At 60.4% G+C, this 24231-nt stretch carries 12 protein-coding genes and 5 rRNA genes; 14 read left to right on the top strand and 3 right to left on the bottom strand.

The genetic code is table 11. The features are described 5' to 3' along the window. Nucleotides 1-128: 128 nt before the first annotated feature. From LFT43_RS00530 to rrf (LFT43_RS00565), 8 genes are all read left to right on the top strand, one after another. Nucleotides 129-3266 (top strand): 23S ribosomal RNA (locus LFT43_RS00530). 145 nt (nt 3267-3411) lie between these two features. Beyond that, a 5S ribosomal RNA gene (gene rrf / locus LFT43_RS00535) occupies nt 3412-3528 on the top strand. 285 nt (nt 3529-3813) lie between these two features. Continuing rightward, nucleotides 3814-4542, top strand: coding sequence for a GntR family transcriptional regulator (locus tag LFT43_RS00540; protein ID WP_395800249.1), 729 nt, complete (start codon nt 3814-3816; stop codon nt 4540-4542). An 84-nt stretch (nt 4543-4626) separates the two neighbouring features. Further along, entirely contained in the window at nt 4627-5823 is a 1197-nt protein-coding gene (locus LFT43_RS00545) for a CaiB/BaiF CoA transferase family protein (RefSeq protein ID WP_395800251.1), read from the top strand. After that, the gene (locus LFT43_RS00550) at nt 5824-6984 is read left to right on the top strand and encodes an acyl-CoA dehydrogenase family protein (RefSeq protein WP_395800253.1); all 1161 of its coding nucleotides are present in this window, start codon (nt 5824-5826) and stop codon (nt 6982-6984) included. A 566-nt stretch (nt 6985-7550) separates the two neighbouring features. Further along, nucleotides 7551-9075: ribosomal RNA gene (locus tag LFT43_RS00555) — 16S ribosomal RNA — on the top strand. Nucleotides 9076-9632: 557 nt separating this feature from the next. Continuing rightward, nucleotides 9633-12770: ribosomal RNA gene (locus LFT43_RS00560) — 23S ribosomal RNA — on the top strand. 145 nt (nt 12771-12915) lie between these two features. Then, a 5S ribosomal RNA gene (gene rrf, locus LFT43_RS00565) occupies nt 12916-13032 on the top strand. Together the 16S, 23S and 5S rRNA genes form the textbook arrangement of a ribosomal RNA operon. A gap of 206 nt (nt 13033-13238) precedes the next feature. On the opposite strand, the gene LFT43_RS00570 is transcribed toward rrf (LFT43_RS00565), so the two are convergent. From LFT43_RS00570 to LFT43_RS00580, 3 genes are read right to left on the bottom strand one after another with little or no spacing between them, the layout of a single operon-like run. Then, nucleotides 13239-14072 (bottom strand): alpha/beta fold hydrolase, encoded by an 834-nt coding sequence (locus LFT43_RS00570; RefSeq protein ID WP_395800255.1) that lies wholly within the window; start codon nt 14070-14072, stop codon nt 13239-13241. 31 nt (nt 14073-14103) lie between these two features. After that, a complete protein-coding gene (locus tag LFT43_RS00575; protein ID WP_395800257.1) occupies nt 14104-14958 on the bottom strand; it encodes an alpha/beta fold hydrolase in 855 nt (284 codons plus the stop codon). A gap of 9 nt (nt 14959-14967) precedes the next feature. After that, nucleotides 14968-15852 (bottom strand): alpha/beta fold hydrolase, encoded by an 885-nt coding sequence (locus LFT43_RS00580; protein WP_395800259.1) that lies wholly within the window; start codon nt 15850-15852, stop codon nt 14968-14970. A 75-nt stretch (nt 15853-15927) separates the two neighbouring features. Here LFT43_RS00580 and lysS point away from each other — a divergent pair, with 75 nt between their 5' ends. From lysS to LFT43_RS00610, 6 genes are all read left to right on the top strand, one after another. After that, a complete protein-coding gene (gene lysS, locus LFT43_RS00585) occupies nt 15928-17457 on the top strand; it encodes a lysine--tRNA ligase (protein WP_395800261.1) in 1530 nt (509 codons plus the stop codon). Nucleotides 17458-17459: 2 nt separating this feature from the next. Continuing rightward, complete coding sequence (locus LFT43_RS00590) at nt 17460-17636, top strand: hypothetical protein (protein ID WP_395800263.1); 177 nt, start codon at nt 17460-17462, stop codon at nt 17634-17636. 126 nt (nt 17637-17762) lie between these two features. Continuing rightward, a complete protein-coding gene (locus tag LFT43_RS00595) occupies nt 17763-18089 on the top strand; it encodes an Lsr2 family protein (RefSeq protein ID WP_395800265.1) in 327 nt (108 codons plus the stop codon). Nucleotides 18090-18470: 381 nt separating this feature from the next. Beyond that, nucleotides 18471-20963, top strand: a complete 2493-nt coding sequence (locus LFT43_RS00600) for an ATP-dependent Clp protease ATP-binding subunit (RefSeq protein ID WP_395800267.1) — start codon at nt 18471-18473, stop codon at nt 20961-20963. A 170-nt stretch (nt 20964-21133) separates the two neighbouring features. Beyond that, complete coding sequence (locus tag LFT43_RS00605; RefSeq protein ID WP_395800269.1) at nt 21134-23236, top strand: alpha/beta fold hydrolase; 2103 nt, start codon at nt 21134-21136, stop codon at nt 23234-23236. Nucleotides 23237-23323: 87 nt separating this feature from the next. Further along, nucleotides 23324-23833, top strand: a complete 510-nt coding sequence (locus LFT43_RS00610; protein WP_265980666.1) for an amino-acid N-acetyltransferase — start codon at nt 23324-23326, stop codon at nt 23831-23833. Nucleotides 23834-24231: the final 398 nt, after the last annotated feature.

Here is a 24231-nt window from a genome sequence, read left to right on the forward strand (position 1 = left end):
ATCTGACACGGGCAGGCCTTTGTGCTTGTTTGTGTCTACAGCAATTTCTTTTTGATGGACCTGGATCCGGCCGTGCTTCGGCGTGGTTGGTTTCCGTGGTTCTCTCGGAATGTTTTTGATCTTTGTGTGGTCAAGTTTTTAAGGGCACACGGTGGATGCCTTGGCATTAGGAGCCGAAGAAGGACGTAGGAATCTGCGATAAGCCTGGGGGAGTCGATAACCGGACGTTGATCCCAGGATGTCCGAATGGGGAAACCCCGCCAGGCGCGTTTGCGTGGCCTGGTGACCCGCATCTGAACACATAGGGTGCGTGGGGGGAACGCGGGGAAGTGAAACATCTCAGTACCCGCAGGAAGAGAAAACAAGAGTGATTCCGTTAGTAGTGGCGAGCGAACGCGGATGAGGCTAAACCGTTCCATGTGTGATAGCCGGCGGGCGTTGCATGGGCGGGGTTGTGGGACTTTCCGTACTGGTTCTGCCGGACCGGTGGGGTGAGAGCATGGACATAGGTGAACGGTCTTGAAAGGCCGGCCGTAGAGGGTGGGAGCCCCGTAACCGTAATGTTGTGTGCCGCCTGGAGAGGATCCCAAGTAGCACGGGGCCCGAGAAACCCCGTGCGAATCTGTCAGGACCACCTGATAAGCCTAAATACTTCCTAATGACCGATAGCGGACCAGTACCGTGAGGGAAAGGTGAAAAGTACCCCGGGAGGGGAGTGAAACAGTACCTGAAACCGTGTGCTTACAATCCGTCGGAGCAGCCTTAGTAGTTGTGACGGCGTGCCTTTTGAAGAATGAGCCTGCGAGTTAGTGTTACGTCGCGAGGTTAACCCGTGTGGGGTAGCCGTAGCGAAAGCGAGTCTGAACAGGGCGAGTGTAGTGGCGTGATCTAGACCCGAAGCGGAGTGATCTACCCATGGCCAGGTTGAAGCGACGGTAAGACGTCGTGGAGGACCGAACCCACTTCAGTTGAAAATGGAGGGGATGAGCTGTGGGTAGGGGTGAAAGGCCAATCAAACTCCGTGATAGCTGGTTCTCCCCGAAATGCATTTAGGTGCAGCGTTGCGTGTTTCTTGCCGGAGGTAGAGCTACTGGATGGCCGATGGGCCCTACAAGGTTACTGACGTCAGCCAAACTCCGAATGCCGGTAAGTGAGAGCGCAGCAGTGAGACTGTGGGGGATAAGCTTCATAGTCGAGAGGGAAACAGCCCAGACCACCAACTAAGGCCCCTAAGCGTGTGCTAAGTGGGAAAGGATGTGGAGTTGCGAAGACAACCAGGAGGTTGGCTTAGAAGCAGCCATCCTTGAAAGAGTGCGTAATAGCTCACTGGTCAAGTGATTCCGCGCCGACAATGTAGCGGGGCTCAAGTACACCGCCGAAGTTGTGGATTTCAGATAGTAGACAAGCCTTCGTGGTTCAGTCGTCTGGAGTGGTAGGGGAGCGTCGTGTGGGCGGTGAAGTCGCGGTGTAAACCAGCGGTGGAGCCTACACGAGTGAGAATGCAGGCATGAGTAGCGAAAGACGGGTGAGAAACCCGTCCGCCGAATGATCAAGGGTTCCAGGGTCAAGCTAATCTGCCCTGGGTAAGTCGGGACCTAAGGCGAGGCCGACAGGCGTAGTCGATGGACAACGGGTTGATATTCCCGTACCGGCGAAGGACCGCCCATGCCAAGCGGGGGATACTAACCGCCCGGAGCCTGCCCAAGCACCCTTGTGGTGTGCGGGTTTTGGCCGAGCGCGGGACCTGATCCCGGGAGGTAAGCGTATTAACAGGTGTGACGCAGGAAGGTAGCCGGGCCGGGCGATGGTTGCCCCGGTCTAAGGATGTAGGGTCAGCGATAGGCAAATCCGTCGCTGTGTCTTTGATGACGTTCCTGAGATCTGACGGGACCCCCGCGAGGGGGGATCCGGTGATCCTATGCTGCCTAGAAAAGCATCGACGCGAGGTCCCAGCCGCCCGTACCCCAAACCGACACAGGTGATCAGGTAGAGAATACCAAGGCGATCGAGAGAATTATGGTTAAGGAACTCGGCAAAATGCCCCCGTAACTTCGGGAGAAGGGGGGCCCCAACCTTGAACACCACTTGCTGGTGGGAGGGGATCGGGGCCGCAGAGACCAGGGGGAAGCGACTGTTTACTAAAAACACAGGTCCGTGCGAAGTCGCAAGACGATGTATACGGACTGACTCCTGCCCGGTGCTGGAAGGTTAAGAGGACCGGTTAGCCGCAAGGCGAAGCTGAGAATTCAAGCCCCAGTAAACGGCGGTGGTAACTATAACCATCCTAAGGTAGCGAAATTCCTTGTCGGGTAAGTTCCGACCTGCACGAATGGAGTAACGACTTCCCCGCTGTCTCAACCATAAACTCGGCGAAATTGCAGTACGAGTAAAGATGCTCGTTACGCGCAGCAGGACGGAAAGACCCCGAGACCTTTACTATAGTTTGGTATTGGTGTTCGGAGTGGCTTGTGTAGGATAGGTGGGAGACGTTGAAGCCCGGACGCCAGTTCGGGTGGAGTCATCGTTGAAATACCACTCTGGTCACTTTGGACATCTAACTTCGGCCCGTGATCCGGGTCAGGGACAGTGCCTGATGGGTAGTTTAACTGGGGCGGTTGCCTCCTAAAAAGTAACGGAGGCGCCCAAAGGTTCCCTCAGCCTGGTTGGCAATCAGGTGTCGAGTGTAAGTGCACAAGGGAGCTTGACTGTGAGAGAGACATCTCAAGCAGGGACGAAAGTCGGGACTAGTGATCCGGCGGTACATTGTGGAATGGCCGTCGCTCAACGGATAAAAGGTACCTCGGGGATAACAGGCTGATCTTGCCCAAGAGTCCATATCGACGGCATGGTTTGGCACCTCGATGTCGGCTCGTCGCATCCTGGGGCTGGAGTAGGTCCCAAGGGTTGGGCTGTTCGCCCATTAAAGCGGTACGCGAGCTGGGTTTAGAACGTCGTGAGACAGTTCGGTCCCTATCCGCTGCGCGCGCAGGAAATTTGAGAAGGGCTGTCCTTAGTACGAGAGGACCGGGACGGACGAACCTCTGGTGTGTCAGTTGTACTGCCAAGTGCACCGCTGATTAGCTACGTTCGGATGGGATAACCGCTGAAAGCATCTAAGCGGGAAGCTCGCTTCAAGATGAGATTTCCATGCACCTCGTGTGTGAGAGGCCCCCAGCCAGACCACTGGGTTGATAGGCCGGATGTGGAAGACAGGACCAAAGACTGTTGAAGCTGACCGGTACTAATAGGCCGACAACTTACACCACACAAACACCAGCTGCTTGCGTCCACTATGTGGTTCCCGAACAACAAACCCATGTTGTCCCAGGAACCGACACAACTGAATAACAACACCACAATGTTGTAACCAGTCTTCCCACCCCGCACCCGTGCGGGGACGGGCAACAGGGTTACGGCGGTCATAGCGTGGGGGAAACGCCCGGTCCCATTCCGAACCCGGAAGCTAAGACCCACAGCGCCGATGGTACTGCACCCGGGAGGGTGTGGGAGAGTAGGACACCGCCGGACAACCATTCAGGTCGAGACCCCCCAACCACACGGTCGGGGGGTCTCCCGCATTTAAACACCCACCCCACCGGACCCCCCTCACATACGCACCGGAAACCCCGGACCCTCCCTCACATAAACGCCGGAAGCCCCCAACGCTCCTTCACATCAACGCCGGAAGCCCCGGACCCTCCTTCACATACGCACCGGTCACCACCAACGCTCCTTCACATACGCACCGGTCACCACCAACGCTCCTTCACATACGCACCGGTCACCACCAACACCGACCCGTACAATGTCAGCATGAGTAGCATGCAACAGGTAACTCCCGGGGTGTCACTTACAACACAGGTCAGGGAAATGCTGCGCGCGGCAATCACCTCCGGCGAGATGACGCCAGGGGAGCACTACTCCGCGATTGGGCTGGCCGAGAGGCTTGGCGTGTCCCGGACGCCGGTGCGTGAGGCCCTGCAGTTGCTCGAAAAAGAAGGCATTGTCCGGATCGAGAAGAACCGCGGTGTTCGGGTACTGCAACTTTCACTTGACGAGATCGTGCAGATCTTCCAGATCCGAATCATTCTCGAGCCTCCCGCCGCAGCTCGGGCCGCCGAGGTTGTCACTAAGGAAGACCTTGAGCATTTCCGCATGCTTCACGGGCGCATTCTGGATGCGGCAGCCGGCGATGACGGCCCTGGCACCCTCCAAGCGGACAAAGAATTCCACTTGTTTCTGCTGGGGTTGGCGGGCAATCCGCGGCTGACGGCATTGGATGGTGAGCTGCGTAATCTCGTTCTTGCGCATGGTCTAGTGACCATCCCCTCGGTCCGCAGCAGCCAGGATCTGGCTGATGACCGGCGCGATATTCTTGAGGCATTGGAACGGAAGGATCCGCAGGCTGCCTCGGCTGCAGTTCGTGAACATGTCACCCGCACTGCGAGACTTCTCATCACAGGCGTGTGCGCCAAGACGCCGGGGCTTTCTGCAGACGCGTATTTGGCGAAGCTGGAACAGCTGACGAATTTCCGCGGCTGACCTCGACACCTCGAATACTGTTTACAACCTCTATCACTTCCCCTACAGTGGCATGCAACATACAACTATCGGAGGAGATGCAACGTGGCATCCACACCTCAGAGCAATCAAGGCGTTCCGTCGCCATTGGCCGATATACGGATCGCTGATTTCTCCCGCGTTCTGGCCGGACCGTTGTGCTCAATGATGCTGGCAGACTACGGTGCCGAGGTCATCAAAATCGAGGGCCCAGCCGGCGACGATACCCGCGCGTGGATTCCGCCTGTCGCGGCCGACGGCACGGGCACCTATTTCGCGAGCGTCAACCGAAACAAGAAGTCCGTGATCGCCGATCTCACGTCCGACGATGGGCTGAGCTATGCCCGTGAACTGGTGGCTGGCTGCGACGTCGTCATCGAAAATTTCCGCCCTGGAGTCATGGCGAAATTTGGGCTGGATTATCAGACCGTCGCCAAGGATCGCCCGGACATCGTTTACTGCTCGATCTCGGGCTTCGGGACCGGTGCTGGCGCGGATCTGCCCGGCTACGACCTCCTGGTTCAGGCACTCGGCGGCCTGATGAGCATAACTGGCTTCCCGGAAGGGGAACCCAGCAAGGTTGGGGTCGCTCTGGTTGACGTCCTCGCCGGGCAGAATGCCATTGCGGGCATCCTGATGGCACTGCGGGTGCGCGATGCTACCGGGGCCGGCCAGCAGGTGCAGGTTAGCCTCCTTTCCTCGCTCCTGGCAGCTCTGGTGAATCAAGGCGCCGCGATGTTGGCCACGGGCAACTCACCTGCCAGATTGGGTAACGCCCATCCGAGTATTGCCCCCTACGAGACCTTTCGCACGGGAGGCGGTACCCTCGCCGTTGCGGTCGGTAACGACCGGCAGTTTGCGGCGCTGGCCTCCGCGCTGGGACTCCCTGGCCTGGCTGAGCAAGCCAAGTTCCTCACTAACGAACGCCGGGTGGGGTCCCGCGCGGGGCTTCGCGCCGTGCTTGAAGGTGCGTTCCTCGCCGACACGGCTTCGCAGTGGCAACGCAAATTGCTTGCAGTCGGGGTGCCTGCAGGCAAGGTCAACACAGTCGGCGAGGCTTTCGAGCTCGCTGACAGCCTGGGTCTGGAGCCGTCGATTGTTGTCACCGATCCCGCCACCGGCCGGGAATCCCAGCAGTTGGCCAGTCCGATCCGGCTGTCCGCTGCGGCACCGAGCTACCGGCAAGTTCCCCCGGCTCTTGGCGAGCACCAAGGATCCACATTCGCCCTAGAATTTCCAGCAACTTCCGTGAAAGGTTCATAGATGTCTGACCTCAGCGACCTGATTGACTTCGATTCCCTACTCAGCGCGGATGAACGTGCGCTGCGCGATTCCGTGCGCTCCTTCGTGGACGGCGAAATCAAGCCGAACATTGCGGGTTGGTACGAAGAGGCTGTCTTCCCGCTTGAAATTGTTCCTGAACTGGCCAAACTGGGTCTCCTCGGCATGCATCTGAAGGGTTACGGCTGTGCCGGCCGATCCGCCGTCGAGTACGGACTGGCTGCCGCCGAACTTGAGGCCGGCGACTCGGGGTTGCGCACTTTCGTCTCGGTGCAGGGCTCGTTGGCCATGAGCGCCATCTTCAAGCACGGTTCGGACGAACAGAAGGCTGAATGGTTGCCGACGATGGCCAGGGGAGAAGCGATCGGCTGCTTTGGCCTGACTGAGCCAACCGCTGGATCGGATCCGGGCAACATGGCTACTTTTGCGCGCCGTGCCGGGAGCGATTGGGTCCTCAACGGATCAAAACGCTGGATCGGCCTGGCGTCCGTGGCCGAAGTCGCTATCATCTGGGCCCAGGCCGACGGCGGGGTCCGCGGTTTCATCGTGCCAACGGACACTCCCGGATTCACTGCCACGCCGATCGACTCGAAATTGTCCATGCGAGCCTCCATCCAATGCGACATCGAATTGTCCGAGGTGCGCGTGCCCGGGAACGCGGTGCTGCCCAACGTCGTCGGGCTAAAGGGCCCCCTCTCATGCCTGAACGAAGCCCGCTATGGGATCATCTGGGGTGCCATGGGCGCTGCTCGCGACGCGTTCGAGGCCGCGCTCGACTATTCCAAGGAACGGCTTCAGTTTGGCAAGCCGCTTGCCGGCTATCAGCTGACCCAGCAGAAGTTGGTTGACATGGCTCTGGAGATCAACAAGGGATTCCTGCTTGCCCTGCATCTCGGCCGTAGGAAGGATGCCGGCACGTTGCAGGCGGACCAGATCTCGGTCGGTAAACTGAACAACTGCCGAGAGGCCATTAAAATCGCCCGCGAGGCCCGGACGATCCTCGGCGGCAACGGAATCACGCTGGATTACTCACCACTGCGTCACGCGAACAACCTGGAATCCGTTCGCACCTATGAGGGCACTGATGAGGTCCACACACTCATTCTGGGCAAAAAGCTCACTGGCGTCGCCGCCTTCCGCTGAACGCAGGGCCCGACGGCGGAACTCCCGTTCCGCCGTCGGGTCTTCTGGGCGCGCCGAACGGACCTCCCGCTCCCCTTGGTTTGAGAAGCCGAAGGAGTGCCGGGCGGGCGGATTTGCGTAGAGTGTTGGAGCCGTGTAATGTCTTCTAAGTCGCCGCGAGGGAGACAGCCTAGAGCTGGGAACCACGGGTGGCCAACCCATTCGAATCGAGCCTGAAACGGCTGGCGCTTCTTGCGCCGCGATTCGAGGGAAATTCGAATTGTTCCTGTGAAATTGGTTGAAACACTGATTTGCAAAGCGGTAATGATTCGGGTAAGTTTGGGAAGTTGCTCCGGAGCGATCCCGGGCCCTTTGTGGGTGTGGGTGGTGTCGGGTGTGTCTGTTGTTTGAGAACTCAATAGTGTGCCAAGTTTGTTGATACCGATTTTTTATTAAATTGGTTGTTTTGGCTGGTTCCGTGTCACCTTCGTGGTACGGGGCTGGTTTTTTACAGCTGGTTTCAAATTTTGTGCAGCCGTTCCGCCGTTATTTCCGGTGGTTGTGGTTGTGTCTGTTTTTGTTTTACTTCAACGGAGAGTTTGATCCTGGCTCAGGATGAACGCTGGCGGCGTGCTTAACACATGCAAGTCGAACGATGATCCGGTGCTTGCACCGGGGATTAGTGGCGAACGGGTGAGTAACACGTGAGTAACCTGCCCTTGACTCTGGGATAAGCCTGGGAAACTGGGTCTAATACCGGATATGACCGTCCCGCGCATGCGGTGGTGGTGGAAAGCTTTTGCGGTTTTGGATGGACTCGCGGCCTATCAGCTTGTTGGTGGGGTAATGGCCTACCAAGGCGACGACGGGTAGCCGGCCTGAGAGGGTGACCGGCCACACTGGGACTGAGACACGGCCCAGACTCCTACGGGAGGCAGCAGTGGGGAATATTGCACAATGGGCGGAAGCCTGATGCAGCGACGCCGCGTGAGGGATGACGGCCTTCGGGTTGTAAACCTCTTTCAGTAGGGAAGAAGCTTTCGGGTGACGGTACCTGCAGAAGAAGCGCCGGCTAACTACGTGCCAGCAGCCGCGGTAATACGTAGGGCGCAAGCGTTATCCGGAATTATTGGGCGTAAAGAGCTCGTAGGCGGTTTGTCGCGTCTGCTGTGAAAGACCGGGGCTCAACTCCGGTTCTGCAGTGGGTACGGGCAGACTAGAGTGATGTAGGGGAGACTGGAATTCCTGGTGTAGCGGTGAAATGCGCAGATATCAGGAGGAACACCGATGGCGAAGGCAGGTCTCTGGGCATTAACTGACGCTGAGGAGCGAAAGCATGGGGAGCGAACAGGATTAGATACCCTGGTAGTCCATGCCGTAAACGTTGGGCACTAGGTGTGGGGGACATTCCACGTTTTCCGCGCCGTAGCTAACGCATTAAGTGCCCCGCCTGGGGAGTACGGCCGCAAGGCTAAAACTCAAAGGAATTGACGGGGGCCCGCACAAGCGGCGGAGCATGCGGATTAATTCGATGCAACGCGAAGAACCTTACCAAGGCTTGACATGAACCGGTAACGCCTGGAAACAGGTGCCCCGCTTGCGGTCGGTTTACAGGTGGTGCATGGTTGTCGTCAGCTCGTGTCGTGAGATGTTGGGTTAAGTCCCGCAACGAGCGCAACCCTCGTTCCATGTTGCCAGCACGTCGTGGTGGGGACTCATGGGAGACTGCCGGGGTCAACTCGGAGGAAGGTGGGGACGACGTCAAATCATCATGCCCCTTATGTCTTGGGCTTCACGCATGCTACAATGGCCGGTACAAAGGGTTGCGATACTGTGAGGTGGAGCTAATCCCAAAAAGCCGGTCTCAGTTCGGATTGGGGTCTGCAACTCGACCCCATGAAGTCGGAGTCGCTAGTAATCGCAGATCAGCAACGCTGCGGTGAATACGTTCCCGGGCCTTGTACACACCGCCCGTCAAGTCACGAAAGTTGGTAACACCCGAAGCCGGTGGCCTAACCCTTGTGGGGGGAGCCGTCGAAGGTGGGACCGGCGATTGGGACTAAGTCGTAACAAGGTAGCCGTACCGGAAGGTGCGGCTGGATCACCTCCTTTCTAAGGAGCACCATCATCGCCCCTTGTGCTGTCCGCATGGATGGTCCGGGGGTGGGTGGAAGCAAAGCCCATTGCGCAGGCGTCTGTTCTGCGGTGGGTGCTCATGGGTGGAATATCAGCAGATAGCGGCCGGTGGTTTCTTTTCCGCCCTTAGTACGGATGTTCTTCCCTTCGCGGGAGGGGTGTTCTGGAACGGTGCGGGGCGGGGGTCCCGGTTTTCCGTGTTTGGCACACTGTTGGGTCCTGAGGCAACAGGGCCATGGTCCGCGGGCCCTCCTTTGTCGGGGGGTGGTGCGGGGTGTGGGTTTTGGTGTTTCCGGTTTCCTGGCTGCATTTGCCTGTGCGTGGTGGTTGTCCCTTTGCGGGGGTGGCTGGTGCGGGGGGTGTGGTACGGGGTTGTTGTTTGAGAACTACATAGTGGACGCGAGCATCTGACACGGGCAGGCCTTTGTGCTTGTTTGTGTCTACAGCAATTTCTTTTTGATGGACCTGGATCCGGCCGTGCTTCGGCGTGGTTGGTTTCCGTGGTTCTCTCGGAATGTTTTTGATCTTTGTGTGGTCAAGTTTTTAAGGGCACACGGTGGATGCCTTGGCATTAGGAGCCGAAGAAGGACGTAGGAATCTGCGATAAGCCTGGGGGAGTCGATAACCGGACGTTGATCCCAGGATGTCCGAATGGGGAAACCCCGCCAGGCGCGTTTGCGTGGCCTGGTGACCCGCATCTGAACACATAGGGTGCGTGGGGGGAACGCGGGGAAGTGAAACATCTCAGTACCCGCAGGAAGAGAAAACAAGAGTGATTCCGTTAGTAGTGGCGAGCGAACGCGGATGAGGCTAAACCGTTCCATGTGTGATAGCCGGCGGGCGTTGCATGGGCGGGGTTGTGGGACTTTCCGTACTGGTTCTGCCGGACCGGTGGGGTGAGAGCATGGACATAGGTGAACGGTCTTGAAAGGCCGGCCGTAGAGGGTGGGAGCCCCGTAACCGTAATGTTGTGTGCCGCCTGGAGAGGATCCCAAGTAGCACGGGGCCCGAGAAACCCCGTGCGAATCTGTCAGGACCACCTGATAAGCCTAAATACTTCCTAATGACCGATAGCGGACCAGTACCGTGAGGGAAAGGTGAAAAGTACCCCGGGAGGGGAGTGAAACAGTACCTGAAACCGTGTGCTTACAATCCGTCGGAGCAGCCTTAGTAGTTGTGACGGCGTGCCTTTTGAAGAATGAGCCTGCGAGTTAGTGTTACGTCGCGAGGTTAACCCGTGTGGGGTAGCCGTAGCGAAAGCGAGTCTGAACAGGGCGAGTGTAGTGGCGTGATCTAGACCCGAAGCGGAGTGATCTACCCATGGCCAGGTTGAAGCGACGGTAAGACGTCGTGGAGGACCGAACCCACTTCAGTTGAAAATGGAGGGGATGAGCTGTGGGTAGGGGTGAAAGGCCAATCAAACTCCGTGATAGCTGGTTCTCCCCGAAATGCATTTAGGTGCAGCGTTGCGTGTTTCTTGCCGGAGGTAGAGCTACTGGATGGCCGATGGGCCCTACAAGGTTACTGACGTCAGCCAAACTCCGAATGCCGGTAAGTGAGAGCGCAGCAGTGAGACTGTGGGGGATAAGCTTCATAGTCGAGAGGGAAACAGCCCAGACCACCAACTAAGGCCCCTAAGCGTGTGCTAAGTGGGAAAGGATGTGGAGTTGCGAAGACAACCAGGAGGTTGGCTTAGAAGCAGCCATCCTTGAAAGAGTGCGTAATAGCTCACTGGTCAAGTGATTCCGCGCCGACAATGTAGCGGGGCTCAAGTACACCGCCGAAGTTGTGGATTTCAGATAGTAGACAAGCCTTCGTGGTTCAGTCGTCTGGAGTGGTAGGGGAGCGTCGTGTGGGCGGTGAAGTCGCGGTGTAAACCAGCGGTGGAGCCTACACGAGTGAGAATGCAGGCATGAGTAGCGAAAGACGGGTGAGAAACCCGTCCGCCGAATGATCAAGGGTTCCAGGGTCAAGCTAATCTGCCCTGGGTAAGTCGGGACCTAAGGCGAGGCCGACAGGCGTAGTCGATGGACAACGGGTTGATATTCCCGTACCGGCGAAGGACCGCCCATGCCAAGCGGGGGATACTAACCGCCCGGAGCCTGCCCAAGCACCCTTGTGGTGTGCGGGTTTTGGCCGAGCGCGGGACCTGATCCCGGGAGGTAAGCGTATTAACAGGTGTGACGCAGGAAGGTAGCCGGGCCGGGCGATGGTTGCCCCGGTCTAAGGATGTAGGGTCAGCGATAGGCAAATCCGTCGCTGTGTCTTTGATGACGTTCCTGAGATCTGACGGGACCCCCGCGAGGGGGGATCCGGTGATCCTATGCTGCCTAGAAAAGCATCGACGCGAGGTCCCAGCCGCCCGTACCCCAAACCGACACAGGTGATCAGGTAGAGAATACCAAGGCGATCGAGAGAATTATGGTTAAGGAACTCGGCAAAATGCCCCCGTAACTTCGGGAGAAGGGGGGCCCCAACCTTGAACACCACTTGCTGGTGGGAGGGGATCGGGGCCGCAGAGACCAGGGGGAAGCGACTGTTTACTAAAAACACAGGTCCGTGCGAAGTCGCAAGACGATGTATACGGACTGACTCCTGCCCGGTGCTGGAAGGTTAAGAGGACCGGTTAGCCGCAAGGCGAAGCTGAGAATTCAAGCCCCAGTAAACGGCGGTGGTAACTATAACCATCCTAAGGTAGCGAAATTCCTTGTCGGGTAAGTTCCGACCTGCACGAATGGAGTAACGACTTCCCCGCTGTCTCAACCATAAACTCGGCGAAATTGCAGTACGAGTAAAGATGCTCGTTACGCGCAGCAGGACGGAAAGACCCCGAGACCTTTACTATAGTTTGGTATTGGTGTTCGGAGTGGCTTGTGTAGGATAGGTGGGAGACGTTGAAGCCCGGACGCCAGTTCGGGTGGAGTCATCGTTGAAATACCACTCTGGTCACTTTGGACATCTAACTTCGGCCCGTGATCCGGGTCAGGGACAGTGCCTGATGGGTAGTTTAACTGGGGCGGTTGCCTCCTAAAAAGTAACGGAGGCGCCCAAAGGTTCCCTCAGCCTGGTTGGCAATCAGGTGTCGAGTGTAAGTGCACAAGGGAGCTTGACTGTGAGAGAGACATCTCAAGCAGGGACGAAAGTCGGGACTAGTGATCCGGCGGTACATTGTGGAATGGCCGTCGCTCAACGGATAAAAGGTACCTCGGGGATAACAGGCTGATCTTGCCCAAGAGTCCATATCGACGGCATGGTTTGGCACCTCGATGTCGGCTCGTCGCATCCTGGGGCTGGAGTAGGTCCCAAGGGTTGGGCTGTTCGCCCATTAAAGCGGTACGCGAGCTGGGTTTAGAACGTCGTGAGACAGTTCGGTCCCTATCCGCTGCGCGCGCAGGAAATTTGAGAAGGGCTGTCCTTAGTACGAGAGGACCGGGACGGACGAACCTCTGGTGTGTCAGTTGTACTGCCAAGTGCACCGCTGATTAGCTACGTTCGGATGGGATAACCGCTGAAAGCATCTAAGCGGGAAGCTCGCTTCAAGATGAGATTTCCATGCACCTCGTGTGTGAGAGGCCCCCAGCCAGACCACTGGGTTGATAGGCCGGATGTGGAAGACAGGACCAAAGACTGTTGAAGCTGACCGGTACTAATAGGCCGACAACTTACACCACACAAACACCAGCTGCTTGCGTCCACTATGTGGTTCCCGAACAACAAACCCATGTTGTCCCAGGAACCGACACAACTGAATAACAACACCACAATGTTGTAACCAGTCTTCCCACCCCGCACCCGTGCGGGGACGGGCAACAGGGTTACGGCGGTCATAGCGTGGGGGAAACGCCCGGTCCCATTCCGAACCCGGAAGCTAAGACCCACAGCGCCGATGGTACTGCACCCGGGAGGGTGTGGGAGAGTAGGACACCGCCGGACAACCATTCAGGTCGAGACCCCCCAACCACACGGTCGGGGGGTCTCCCGCATTTAAACACCCACCCCGGCAAACCCGCGCCCACCCCGCGGCATCCCGGAACCGCGGCAGGGACCGGCCGGAAGGCCCCACAGGCGAGCGGGCGTCGGCCCAGGACCGGCCACAGGTGAGCGAGCGTCCGCCCCGGACCTTGAGCAGGACCAGCAGGCTAGCCCGAGAAGAAGTCGGAAAGCTCGGCGATGAGTTTGTCGGGTGCCCGGATCACTCCGTCGTGGCCGTGGCCGGGGAGGATGGTGTAGCTCGATCCGGAGAGAACGTCGTGGATTTGACCGCACGCTACCCCGAAGTACGCCGGGCTCTTTTCGCCCACTACAATGAGCGTCTCCAACGGGAGCTCCAGGAATGGCTCTGCGGGCATGTCGGCGGCGATGACCGCCTTGATCTCGCGTACGCCGGCCTGCATGAGTTCGCGCATTTGTTTACCCATGGGGGTCCCCGACGTCAGCTTGTTGACGAGGGTCAGCATGGAGAGCGGCATCCGGGCAAAGGCACCCTCGGTTTCGACGCCCTTCACCAGCACTGCGAGCCCGCGGTCAAAGTCTCCAGCCGCCGTCGCACGCTCATATTCGCTCGTCCACCCGGCCTTCACGCTGTGGTTGACCGAAACTGCGGGGTCGTAGACCGCCAGGCGTTCCACGGGCAGCGTGCGCGCCGCGTGCAGGGCCACTGCGCCTCCGAAGCTGTGCCCGAAGACATCGGTGCTAGCCGTGTGCTTCATGATCTCGGCAAGATCCCGGATGTCCACGTCGAGTGTGTAGTCGTCAGGCTGCGGAGACGATTCGCCGCGGCCCCGGCGGTTGAAAGTGTGCACTGGGCGGCCAAGGGCGGCGCTGAGCTTCTGCGCAAACTTGGAGTAGTCTGCGGCGGTCACCATGGAGGCAGGCACGACGACGACGCCGGAGCCGGCAGTCGCCAGGTCACCGCCCGTCGTGAAGAGCTCGAGGGTTCCGCCGTCGGCCGTTGTGATGTTCTCGCGCGTCATGCTTCGAGCCTAACGGAGCCGCAGGGTTCCGTCAGTCCTTGAAATAGCTGGAAATGTCCGCCACAAGTTCCTTCACTGCTGCCGGGATCGATCCGTGGAAGCCTTTCGGCGATACCACCAGCGAGCTTCCGGGAACCGCTCCGTACAGCCGTTCGGCGGTCACCTTGTAGTACCCGGGGCTCTTACCACCCACCATGAACCGCGTGTTTCGAGGTAATACGGAGAAGTCCCGGGGGCGGGCGGCCTCGTCGTAGGCGGCTTTGAGCTCGGCCACGCCCGTTGGCATGAGTTCCTTGAGGACCTTGTTGACTTTCGTCCGGGAGACGATGGCCATGAGGCCGGCCAGGATGGGCTCCGGGATCCGGGCCAAGGCAGTGCCTGACTGCATGCCCCTCTTCAACCGGGCCATGGCACGTCCCACATTTCCGCTATCCACGGACCGGGCAAAGCCATCCAGCCAACCGGTGTCCAGGCTGCCGTCGATGTTGACTGCGGCATCGTAGACGGCAAGTTTGTTCGGCTCGTAGCTTGTTCCTGCAAACTCCTGCACGGCGTTCAGTGCCACGGATCCGCCAAGGCTGTGGCCAAGGATGTTCCGTGCGCCCGTTGCGTCCAAGATGCTGCGGACGTCCGCGATCTCCGTGGCCATGGAGTAGTTTGCGGGTAGCTCCGTTGAGCTGCCTCGGCCTCTGCGGTCGTAGACGTCAACCGCCCAGCCCTCACCGAGTCCACTGGCCAGCGCCATTGAAAAGGGACGGTAAATGAGTGCGGTCAGGAATGCGCCGCCAATGAGCACGACGCGGCGCTCTCCGGGCGCGTCCACGGTGCCGTAACTGTATAAGGCCAGCTTCCCGCCGTCGGGCGTTGGGACCTCGCGTTCTCTCACCGTTTCATCCTAGGTTGCCGGCGTCGCCGGGCCCTTGGCCAGGTAGCGGGTGATTCTCACCGCGAGCTGCTTCCCCGGCCGGAGGGGACCCTCATGGAACTGCAGGGGGACTATCGCGAAGTCCACCACTGGGATGGCAGCGGCGAGCAGCCGGCCGGTTTCGGCAAAGTAGGACGGGCTCCAGCCGCCACTCAGCATCAGGGTCGGCGTTTTCATCTCCGCATAGTCTTGGATGTGTGAGTCGGCCTGGATGATCGCACGCATCTCGGACACCGCCGTCGGCAACAGATCCCTCATCTCGGATCCCAGTCTGGTCTTGGCGGAGAGGATGCTGAGCACCCGCAGCGCTCCGAGCGGCAGATAGGAAATCGGACCGGCGGTAGCAAGCCCTTGGACCAAATGCGCCCAAGCGTGGTCAAGCTGGCCAGCTGTGACGGCTTCTTCCAGTTGCGGACGCCAGCGCCCGTTCAGGCTGCCGGACAGGGAAACTGCAGCGTCGTAAGTGACGAGCCGTGAAATGGGTGCGCGCAGGGCTGCCTGGAGTGCCACGAATCCGCCATAGCTGTGCCCAACAACATCCGTGGAGCCACTGGCCTTCATCACGGCGAGAAGGTCGCTGGTCTCAGTCGCGGCGGAGTAGTCGGGGGGCTGCGGCGCCGAGCGGCCGCGGCCGCGGCGGTTGTAGGAATGCACCGGCCGGCCAAGGAGGACATTGAGGTTCCTGGCGAATGGCCAGTAGAGGGAATCGGTCACCAAGGTGCCGTGGACAAGTACGACGCCGGATCCCTCAGCCTTGCTCGGCGCGCCCGGAATGGAGGCCGCGGCCCCCGGACGGAAGGAGTGCACCTCAAGGTGACCGCCGTCGTCGTCTGTTTCAACTGTCCATGTCTCCACAGCCCGAGTCTATGTCGGCGGTCGCCGGGAGCGAGGGTAGGGAACTCCAAGGAATCCCCGGTAAACTTGGGGATTGTGACTTCCGCAAACACCCCAGCCCAGCACAACGCCGCAGAGCCCGCCGACGCCAGCGAGCAGATGCGTATCCGCATGGAAAAGCGCAGCAAGCTGATCGAACGCGGTGCCGAGGCCTACCCGGTGGGTGTTGAGCGGACGCATTCCCTCGCCGAGATCCGCGAGAAGTACGCCCATCTCCAGGCTGACGAGACCACCGGCGACACCGTGGGCATCACTGGCCGGGTCGTGTTCGTGCGCAATACCGGCAAACTCTGCTTCGCCACCCTCCAGGAAGGCGGGGTGGACGGGAAGGGCGTACGTCTGCAGGCCATGCTCAGCCTGGCGAACGTCGGCGAGGAGACCCTCGCGGACTGGAAGGCGCTGGTGGACCTCGGAGACCACGTATTCATCAAGGGCGAGGTCATTTCATCCCGTCGCGGCGAGCTGTCCGTCATGGCCGACTCCTGGTCCATGGCCTCCAAGGCATTGCGCCCGTTGCCGGTGCTGCACGCCGAACTCAACGAGGAGACCCGAGTCAGGCAGCGTTACGTGGACCTGATGGTCCGCGATGAAGCCCGGGAGATGGTCTACACCCGCGCTGCGATTACCCGCTCGGTGCGCGACACCTTGGACCGTCACGGCTATGTCGAGGTGGAGACGCCCATCCTGCAGCTCGTCCACGGCGGTGCTACGGCCCGCCCGTTCGAGACGCACATGAATGCCTTCGACCAGAAGATGACGCTGCGCATCGCCACCGAGCTCTTCCTCAAGCGCGCCGTAGTGGGCGGAATTGACCGCGTTTACGACATGGGCCGCGTCTTCCGCAACGAAGGTGTCGACTCCACCCACAGCCCGGAATTCACCACCTTGGAGTGCTACGAGGCGTGGGCGGACCAGTTCGTCATGGCCGAGCGGATGAAGGAAATCATCCTCAACGTCGCCGACGTTGTGGGTACCCGAACCATCCAGACGGACGCCGGAGAGATCGACCTCGACGGCGAATGGGCTTGGGTGGCTGTCTATCCGGGGCTCTCCGAGGCGATTGGCGAAGAGATCACGCCTGAGACCACGGTGGCCGAACTGCTGGCGATTGCCGCCAAGCACGAAGTCAAGGTGGACCCCAAGTGGGATGCCGAAAAGCTGGTGGTCGAACTGTTCGGTGAGATCGTCGAGCCCACGCTGCTCAACCCCACCTTCGTCTACAACTACCCGCCCTCCGCGCAGCCCCTTGCCCGCCCGCATCGGGAGGACGGCCGCTTGATCGAGGCTTGGGACCTCATCATCGGTGGCATGGAACGCGGCACAGCCTTCTCAGAGCTGATCGACCCCGTCATCCAGCGCGAACGGCTCACTGAGCAGTCACGCCGCTCCGCCGCCGGCGACGTCGAAGCCATGCAGTTGGATGAGGACTTCCTCCGCGCCCTTGAGTACGGTGCTCCGCCCATGGGCGGCATCGGCCTGGGCATCGACCGCTTGGTCATGCTGTTCACCGGAGCAGGCATCCGGGAAACCATCTTGTTCCCGCTCCTCAAGCCCGAAGGGCACTGACCATGGAATACATTGCCGTTCTTGCGCCGTCCGTTGTTGTCGGGCTTCTCTTTTGGTTTGCCATGAAGGCAATCTTCAACGCGGACAAATCGGAGCGCCAGGCAGAAGCACGAGCCCAGGAAGAAGCCGGTTTCGGAATTGCCAACCCGGCGGGCGACGGCTCAACGTCTGCCAAATAGCTCTTTCCTGAGTCGTCCCACAAGATTTAATAGTTCCTTTGACGATCTGCCATGTTCTGGACGATAATGTTTTATTAGCAGTTCAGCTATTTTGTATATCCGGCCCCTCCAAAAGAGAGTCTTTTCATGGCACAGAAAGTCAAAATTATCCTCGTCGACGACCTGGATGAGGGCGCCGCGGATGAAACTGTCCGCTTCGGCCTTGACGGAGTCAGTTACGAAATGGACCTGTCCAGTGCCAACGCTGGCAAGCTGCGGGACGCTCTCGGGCCGTTTGTAGCCAAAGCGCGCAAAACTTCGACCGGTCGTGCAACGCGCAGCCGCGTTGCCGCAGGGAGAAACCAGGACTCCGCACAGATCCGTCAATGGGCGCGCGAGAACGGTTATACCGTAAACAGCCGTGGCCGCATTCAGGCCGAAATTCAGGAAGCCTACCAGAAGGCCAATTCCTGACACCAAGTATCAATACCCCGGCTCTAGGGCCGGGGTATTGTCATTTCCCCGCCCGTTTCGTACGGCGACCGGTATCAGTTTGACTGACCGGCTGGACTATTCATCGGAAGGCTTGGGGCCGGCTGTGAATGTCCGGTATGGAGTCACTGCGTTTGCTGAGAACAACGACAGCGGGTAGCCGGCCCGCGACGACGATGGGGAGAAGCCCCGCTCGGCTGTGGAACATCTGGTGTTAAGTCCACCAAAGCCGCGCCAAGGACCCTTCATGGCGCGAGTGAACTTATTCCCGGTGCGCCCATGTTTCCCCTGTGGCGAACACGCCCCAAAATTCCTGCGTTGCCACGTAGCATCAAAGTACGTCGTAGCTAGGAGTGTGGCGAAATGTTTGAGAGATTTACGGACCGTGCCCGTCGCGTTGTTGTGCTTGCCCAAGAAGAGGCACGCATGCTCAACCACAACTACATCGGTACCGAGCACATCCTCTTGGGTCTGATCCACGAGGGTGAAGGCGTTGCCGCCAAGGCGCTTGAGTCCCTGAGCATTTCGCTCGATGGCGTCCGCGAGCAGGTACAGGAGATCATCGGCCAGGGCCAGCAAGCCCCATCCGGTCATATCCCCTTCACCCCGCGCGCCAAGAAGGTACTTGAGCTTTCGCTCCGCGAAGCCCTGCAGCTCGGCCACAACTACATCGGTACCGAGCACATCCTGCTGGGCCTCATCCGTGAGGGCGAAGGGGTTGCCGCGCAGGTGCTTGTCAAGCTTGGCGCGGACCTCAACCGGGTCCGTCAGCAGGTCATCCAGCTGCTCTCCGGCTACCAGGGTAAGGAAGCCGCAGGCCCCGGCTCAGGACCTGGCCAGCAGGAAGGCACTCCGGCTGGTTCGGTGGTGCTGGACCAGTTCGGCCGCAACCTCACCCAGGCCGCGCGTGAAAACAAGCTCGATCCGGTGATCGGCCGCGAGCTGGAGATGGAACGCGTCATGCAGGTCCTCTCCCGCCGCACGAAGAACAACCCCGTCCTGATCGGCGAGCCCGGCGTCGGCAAGACCGCCGTCGTCGAAGGTCTCGCCCAGGCGATCGTCCGCGGGGACGTCCCGGAGACCATCAAGGACAAGCAGCTTTACACGCTCGACCTCGGTTCCCTGGTGGCGGGTTCCCGCTACCGCGGTGACTTCGAAGAGCGGCTGAAGAAGGTCCTCAAGGAAATCCGCACCCGCGGCGACATCATCCTCTTCATCGACGAGATCCACACCCTCGTCGGCGCCGGTGCGGCCGAGGGTGCCATTGATGCTGCGTCGATCCTTAAGCCGATGCTTGCCCGCGGTGAACTCCAGACAATCGGTGCCACCACGCTGGATGAGTACCGCAAGCACATCGAGAAGGATGCCGCCCTGGAGCGCCGCTTCCAGCCGATCCAGGTCAAGGAGCCTTCCGTCGCGCATGCGATCGAAATCCTCAAGGGCCTGCGTGACCGCTACGAGGCGCACCACCGCGTGACCATCACCGACGGCGCCCTTGCTTCAGCGGCAACGCTGGCCGAGCGCTACATTTCGGACCGCTTCCTGCCGGACAAGGCGATCGATCTGATCGACGAAGCCGGTGCGCGCCTCCGTATTCGCCGCATGACGGCTCCGCCGGAGCTCAAGGCCATGGATGAGCGCATCGCCGAGGTCAAGATGGAGAAGGAATCCGCCATCGACGCTCAGGACTTCGAAGGCGCCGCCTCGTTGCGCGACAAGGAGCAGAAGCTCATTGCCGAGCGTGCCGAGAAGGAACGCAACTGGAAGTCCGGCGGCATGGACGATATCTCCGAGGTAGACGAAGACCTGATCGCCGAAGTTCTCGCGAATTCCACCGGCATCCCGGTCTTCAAACTGACCGAGGAAGAATCCAGCCGCCTGCTCAAGATGGAAGACGAGCTGCACAAGCGCGTCGTTGGCCAGGACGAGGCCATCCGTGCCCTCTCCCAGGCCATCCGCCGCACCCGTGCAGGCCTCAAGGACCCCAAGCGTCCGGGCGGTTCGTTCATCTTCGCCGGCCCCACCGGCGTCGGCAAGACCGAACTCGCCAAGGCCCTCGCCGAATTCCTGTTTGGTGAAGAAGATGCCCTCATCACGCTGGACATGTCCGAATACTCCGAAAAGCACACGGTTTCGCGTCTCTTCGGTGCCCCTCCGGGCTATGTCGGCTACGAAGAGGGCGGGCAGCTGACCGAGAAGGTCCGCCGTCGTCCGTTCTCCGTGGTGCTGTTCGACGAAGTGGAAAAGGCCCACGCCGATCTCTTCAACTCGTTGCTGCAGATCCTGGAAGATGGCCGCCTGACCGACTCCCAGGGCCGTGTGGTGGACTTCAAGAACACCGTGATCATCATGACCACGAACCTCGGAACCCGCGATATCTCCAAGAGCGTGGCGACCGGCTTCCAGTCCGGCACGGACACCACCACCGGCTACAACCGGATGCGGGCACGGGTCACGGAAGAGCTCAAGCAGCACTTCCGCCCCGAGTTCCTCAACCGCGTTGACGACGTCGTGGTGTTCCCGCAGCTCACGCAGGACGAGATCATCGAGATCGTTGACCTGTTCGTCACGCGCCTTGAGGGCCGCCTCAAGGACAAGGACATGGGCATCGAACTCACCACGGCCGCCAAGGTCCTCCTGGCGACCCGGGGCTACGATCCCGCCATGGGTGCCCGGCCGCTGCGCCGCACCATTCAGCGCGAGATTGAGGACCAGCTCTCCGAGAAGATCCTCTTCGGCGAGCTGCACCCGGGTGACATTGTGGTGGTTGACGTGGACGGCGAAGGCGACGACGCCAAGTTCACCTTCGCCGGCAATGCCAAGCCGCGCATCCCGGAAATCGCTCCGACCGCGTAGGCTCCGGTTCAAGAGCCCCGTCCGTTCCGAAAGGAGCGGGCGGGGCTTTTGCGTTCCCGAACTCCGAGGTTCGAACCGGCTCCGGGTAAACCCCCGGAATATCTGAAAGCACCGTTTCACTCTCAGTGAACCTTTTGTGATCTGGCACACATTGCGTGTTGAATCGGAGCATGGATTCCAATGCCTCAGAGACCCCGAGCACACAACCCGAAACTCCTTTCCACGATCTCGACCATTACCTGGCCATCCCCCGGGTTGGCGGCCTGGCTCTTAGTCCGGACGGAAGCCGCCTGGTCACCACGGTTTCCACCCTCAACGCCAAGGGAACGGAATACGTGACGGCTCTTTGGGAGCTTGATCCGGCGGGGAAGAAGCACGCGCGCCGCATCACGCGCAGCGCCAAAGGCGAGACCGGCGCGGTGTTTGCCGCCAACGGTGACCTCTACTTCACTTCGGCCCGCCCCGACCCAGACAGCCCTGAGGCCGATCCTGTGAGCGCTTTGTGGCTCCTCCCGGCAGACGGCGGGGAGGCCCGCGTGGTGCACTCCCGCGCGGGCGGGGTCGGGGGCGTCATGGCCGCGTCAGCCGCTGATGCCACTTTCGTGACAGCCTCGGTCCTTGCCGGTTCCACCGATGAGGAAAATGACGAGGAACGGCGCAAGCGCCGCAAGGACAACAAGGTAGCGGCCATTCTTCACACGGGCTACCCGGTTCGCTACTGGGACGCCGATCTGGGCCCGGCGCAGCCCAGGCTGTTTGCGGTGGAAAACGGGGACGTGGCTGAGTCCGGAAAGCCCGCGACAGTGGATGCTACGGTGCCCCTGAAGCTGCGCAATCTGACTCCCGACGTCGGCGGCAACCTCCGCAACACCCACGCGGTAGTCAGCCCTGACGGCAACACGATCTACACGAGTCTGGCCAAGCCGCTCGCGAAGGCCGATATGCGCTTTGTGCTCGCCGCCGTCGATGTCGCTTCCGGGTCCGTCAAGGTGCTTTTGGACCATGAGGGAATGAGCTATTTCCCCGGCCCGGTCAGCCCTGACAGCAACAGGATTGCGGTCGTCAGCGAGAGTGACAGCACTCCAGGGGAGGCCCTCCAGGTCAAGCTCCACGTTTTGAACGTCGCGGCCGGAGAAACCCTTGACCTTGAGCCGCTCGCACCCGGTTGGGACCGCTGGGGCAGTCCCGCTGCATGGCTTCCGGATGCGCACTCGATCCTCGTCACAGCCGACGACGACGGCGCCACGCCTGTCTTCCGGGTCGGCGTCGCTGACGGTACCGTCACCAGGGTGACGCATGACGCGGCGGCGTACACCGACGTCGTGGTTTCCCCGGATGGGCTGAGCGCCTTCGCGCTGCGCAGCTCTTACGAATTCCCGGCGGAAGCCGTGCGGATCGACCTCGCGACGGGGGACGTCGCGCGGCTCCCGGCGCCGGCCCAGCGCCCCGAGATCAAGGGCTCGTTGGAGCGGGTGGAGGCCACCCCGGCCGACGGCTCGCGGGTTCCGGCCTACCTAGCGCTCCCCGAAGGGGCATCGGAGGCTAATCCGGCGCCGCTGCTGCTGTGGATCCATGGGGGGCCTCTGGGCTCATGGAATGCCTGGACCTGGCGATGGAACCCTTGGCTGCTCGTGTCGAAGGGGTACGCCGTGCTGCTGCCCGACCCCGCATTGTCCACCGGGTATGGGCAACAATTCATCCAGCGCGGCTGGGGGGAGTGGGGCAAGGCTCCGTTTACGGACCTCATGGCTATCACCGACGCGGTGATCCAGCGGCCCGACATTGACCAGACGCGGACTGCCGCGATGGGTGGGTCATTCGGCGGATACATGGCCAACTGGGTGGCCGGACAGACGGACCGTTTCAAAGCGATCGTGACCCACGCCAGTTTGTGGGCTCTGGACCAGTTCGGCCCCACCACGGACGCTTCGCAGTATTGGCTCAAGGAAATGACCGCCGAGATCGCCATGGAGAATTCGCCGCATCTCCATGTTGGAAAGATCAATACGCCCATGCTGGTGATCCACGGTGACAAGGACTACCGGGTGCCTATCGGTGAAGGCCTGAGGCTTTGGTACGAACTGCTCTCCAGTTCCGCACTGCCCGCCGACGAGAACGGCGAGACCCAACACCGTTTCTTGTATTTCCCGGACGAGAACCATTGGATCCTGCAGCCGCAGCACGCCAAGGTCTGGTACGGCGTGGTGGAGCACTTCCTGGCTAAGCAGGTACTTGGGCAAGACATCCCCGTTCCTGAGGACCTGGGACTATAGGCGCCGCCGGTTCGGAGGCTGGTGCTGAAAGTCGCCCCGAGCGCGGGGGTAACCGTCCCGGCCTCCCTCGCCTCGTAAGATTGGGCTGTGACTTCGACGTTCAGTATCCGCCCTGCCCGCACCGGCGATGTTGCCGCGATCAAGAGGCTTGTGGCGCCGCTGGCAGAGCAACGAATCCTGATGGCCAAGGAGACCGTGGCCTACTACGAAAGCCTTCAGGAGTTCCGGATTGCCGAATCGTCCGACGGCGAGGTGATCGGTTGCGGGGCTTTGCACGTGATGTGGGAGGACCTGGCGGAGGTGCGCACCTTGGCGGCGGACGACAATTGGCGCGGCAAGGGCGTGGGCCACGTCCTTGTCCAGCAGCTGCTGGAGGACGCGCGCGCCTTGGGGGTTGCTCGGGTTTTCTGCCTGACCTTCGAAGTGGACTTCTTCAAGCGCCACGGATTCGAAGTCATGGCGGACCAAACGGCAGTTGACCCCCAGGTCTACTCGGAATTGCTCCGCTCCCATGACGAAGGCGTGGCCGAGTTCCTCGATCTGGCGCGCGTGAAACCGAACACCCTGGGCAACACCCGCATGATCAAGTTCCTCTAGCCCCCGGTATTTCTCGCGGGTTCCGTAATGTCCTAGGCATCAAGTCTTTACGTATATCAACTTGATGGATAAACTAGGGAAGGCTCGGTTGCGGCGAGCCAGCCATACTGTGGAGGCGAGAAATGAAGTACCACGTTATGTTTCCAGACTTTTCAGGTTTCCAGATAGACATGCCGCGCCCTGGCTCCACACCGGAGTCGCGCAAGCGGGGGACCGGGGGTTGCATGCGGGAAGCGTGCACGGATCTCTGGCCGGACTCGCTGGCCAAGGGCGTGACAGCTCAGGACCCCAGCACCGGCCGATTAAAGGTCGGCGGGCCGCCGCACTAACGCTGCCGCACCAACAAGATGCAAACCGGAAAGTTTCAGAAGGGACAGCCATTGGGGGCTGTCCCTTCT

It is taken from the genome of Arthrobacter sp. FW306-04-A (genome assembly GCF_044358315.1).
Taxonomy (GTDB): domain Bacteria; phylum Actinomycetota; class Actinomycetes; order Actinomycetales; family Micrococcaceae; genus Arthrobacter.

Coding starts and splice junctions, on each gene's coding strand:
- LFT43_RS00540 (WP_395800249.1), top strand. CDS start 3,814: ATGAGTAGCATGCAACAGGTAACTCCCGGGGTGTCACTTACAACACAG.
- LFT43_RS00550 (WP_395800253.1), top strand. CDS start 5,824: ATGTCTGACCTCAGCGACCTGATTGACTTCGATTCCCTACTCAGCGCG.
- LFT43_RS00570 (WP_395800255.1), bottom strand. CDS start 14,072: ATGACGCGCGAGAACATCACAACGGCCGACGGCGGAACCCTCGAGCTC.
- LFT43_RS00590 (WP_395800263.1), top strand. CDS start 17,460: ATGGAATACATTGCCGTTCTTGCGCCGTCCGTTGTTGTCGGGCTTCTC.
- LFT43_RS00595 (WP_395800265.1), top strand. CDS start 17,763: ATGGCACAGAAAGTCAAAATTATCCTCGTCGACGACCTGGATGAGGGC.
- LFT43_RS00600 (WP_395800267.1), top strand. CDS start 18,471: ATGTTTGAGAGATTTACGGACCGTGCCCGTCGCGTTGTTGTGCTTGCC.
- LFT43_RS00605 (WP_395800269.1), top strand. CDS start 21,134: ATGGATTCCAATGCCTCAGAGACCCCGAGCACACAACCCGAAACTCCT.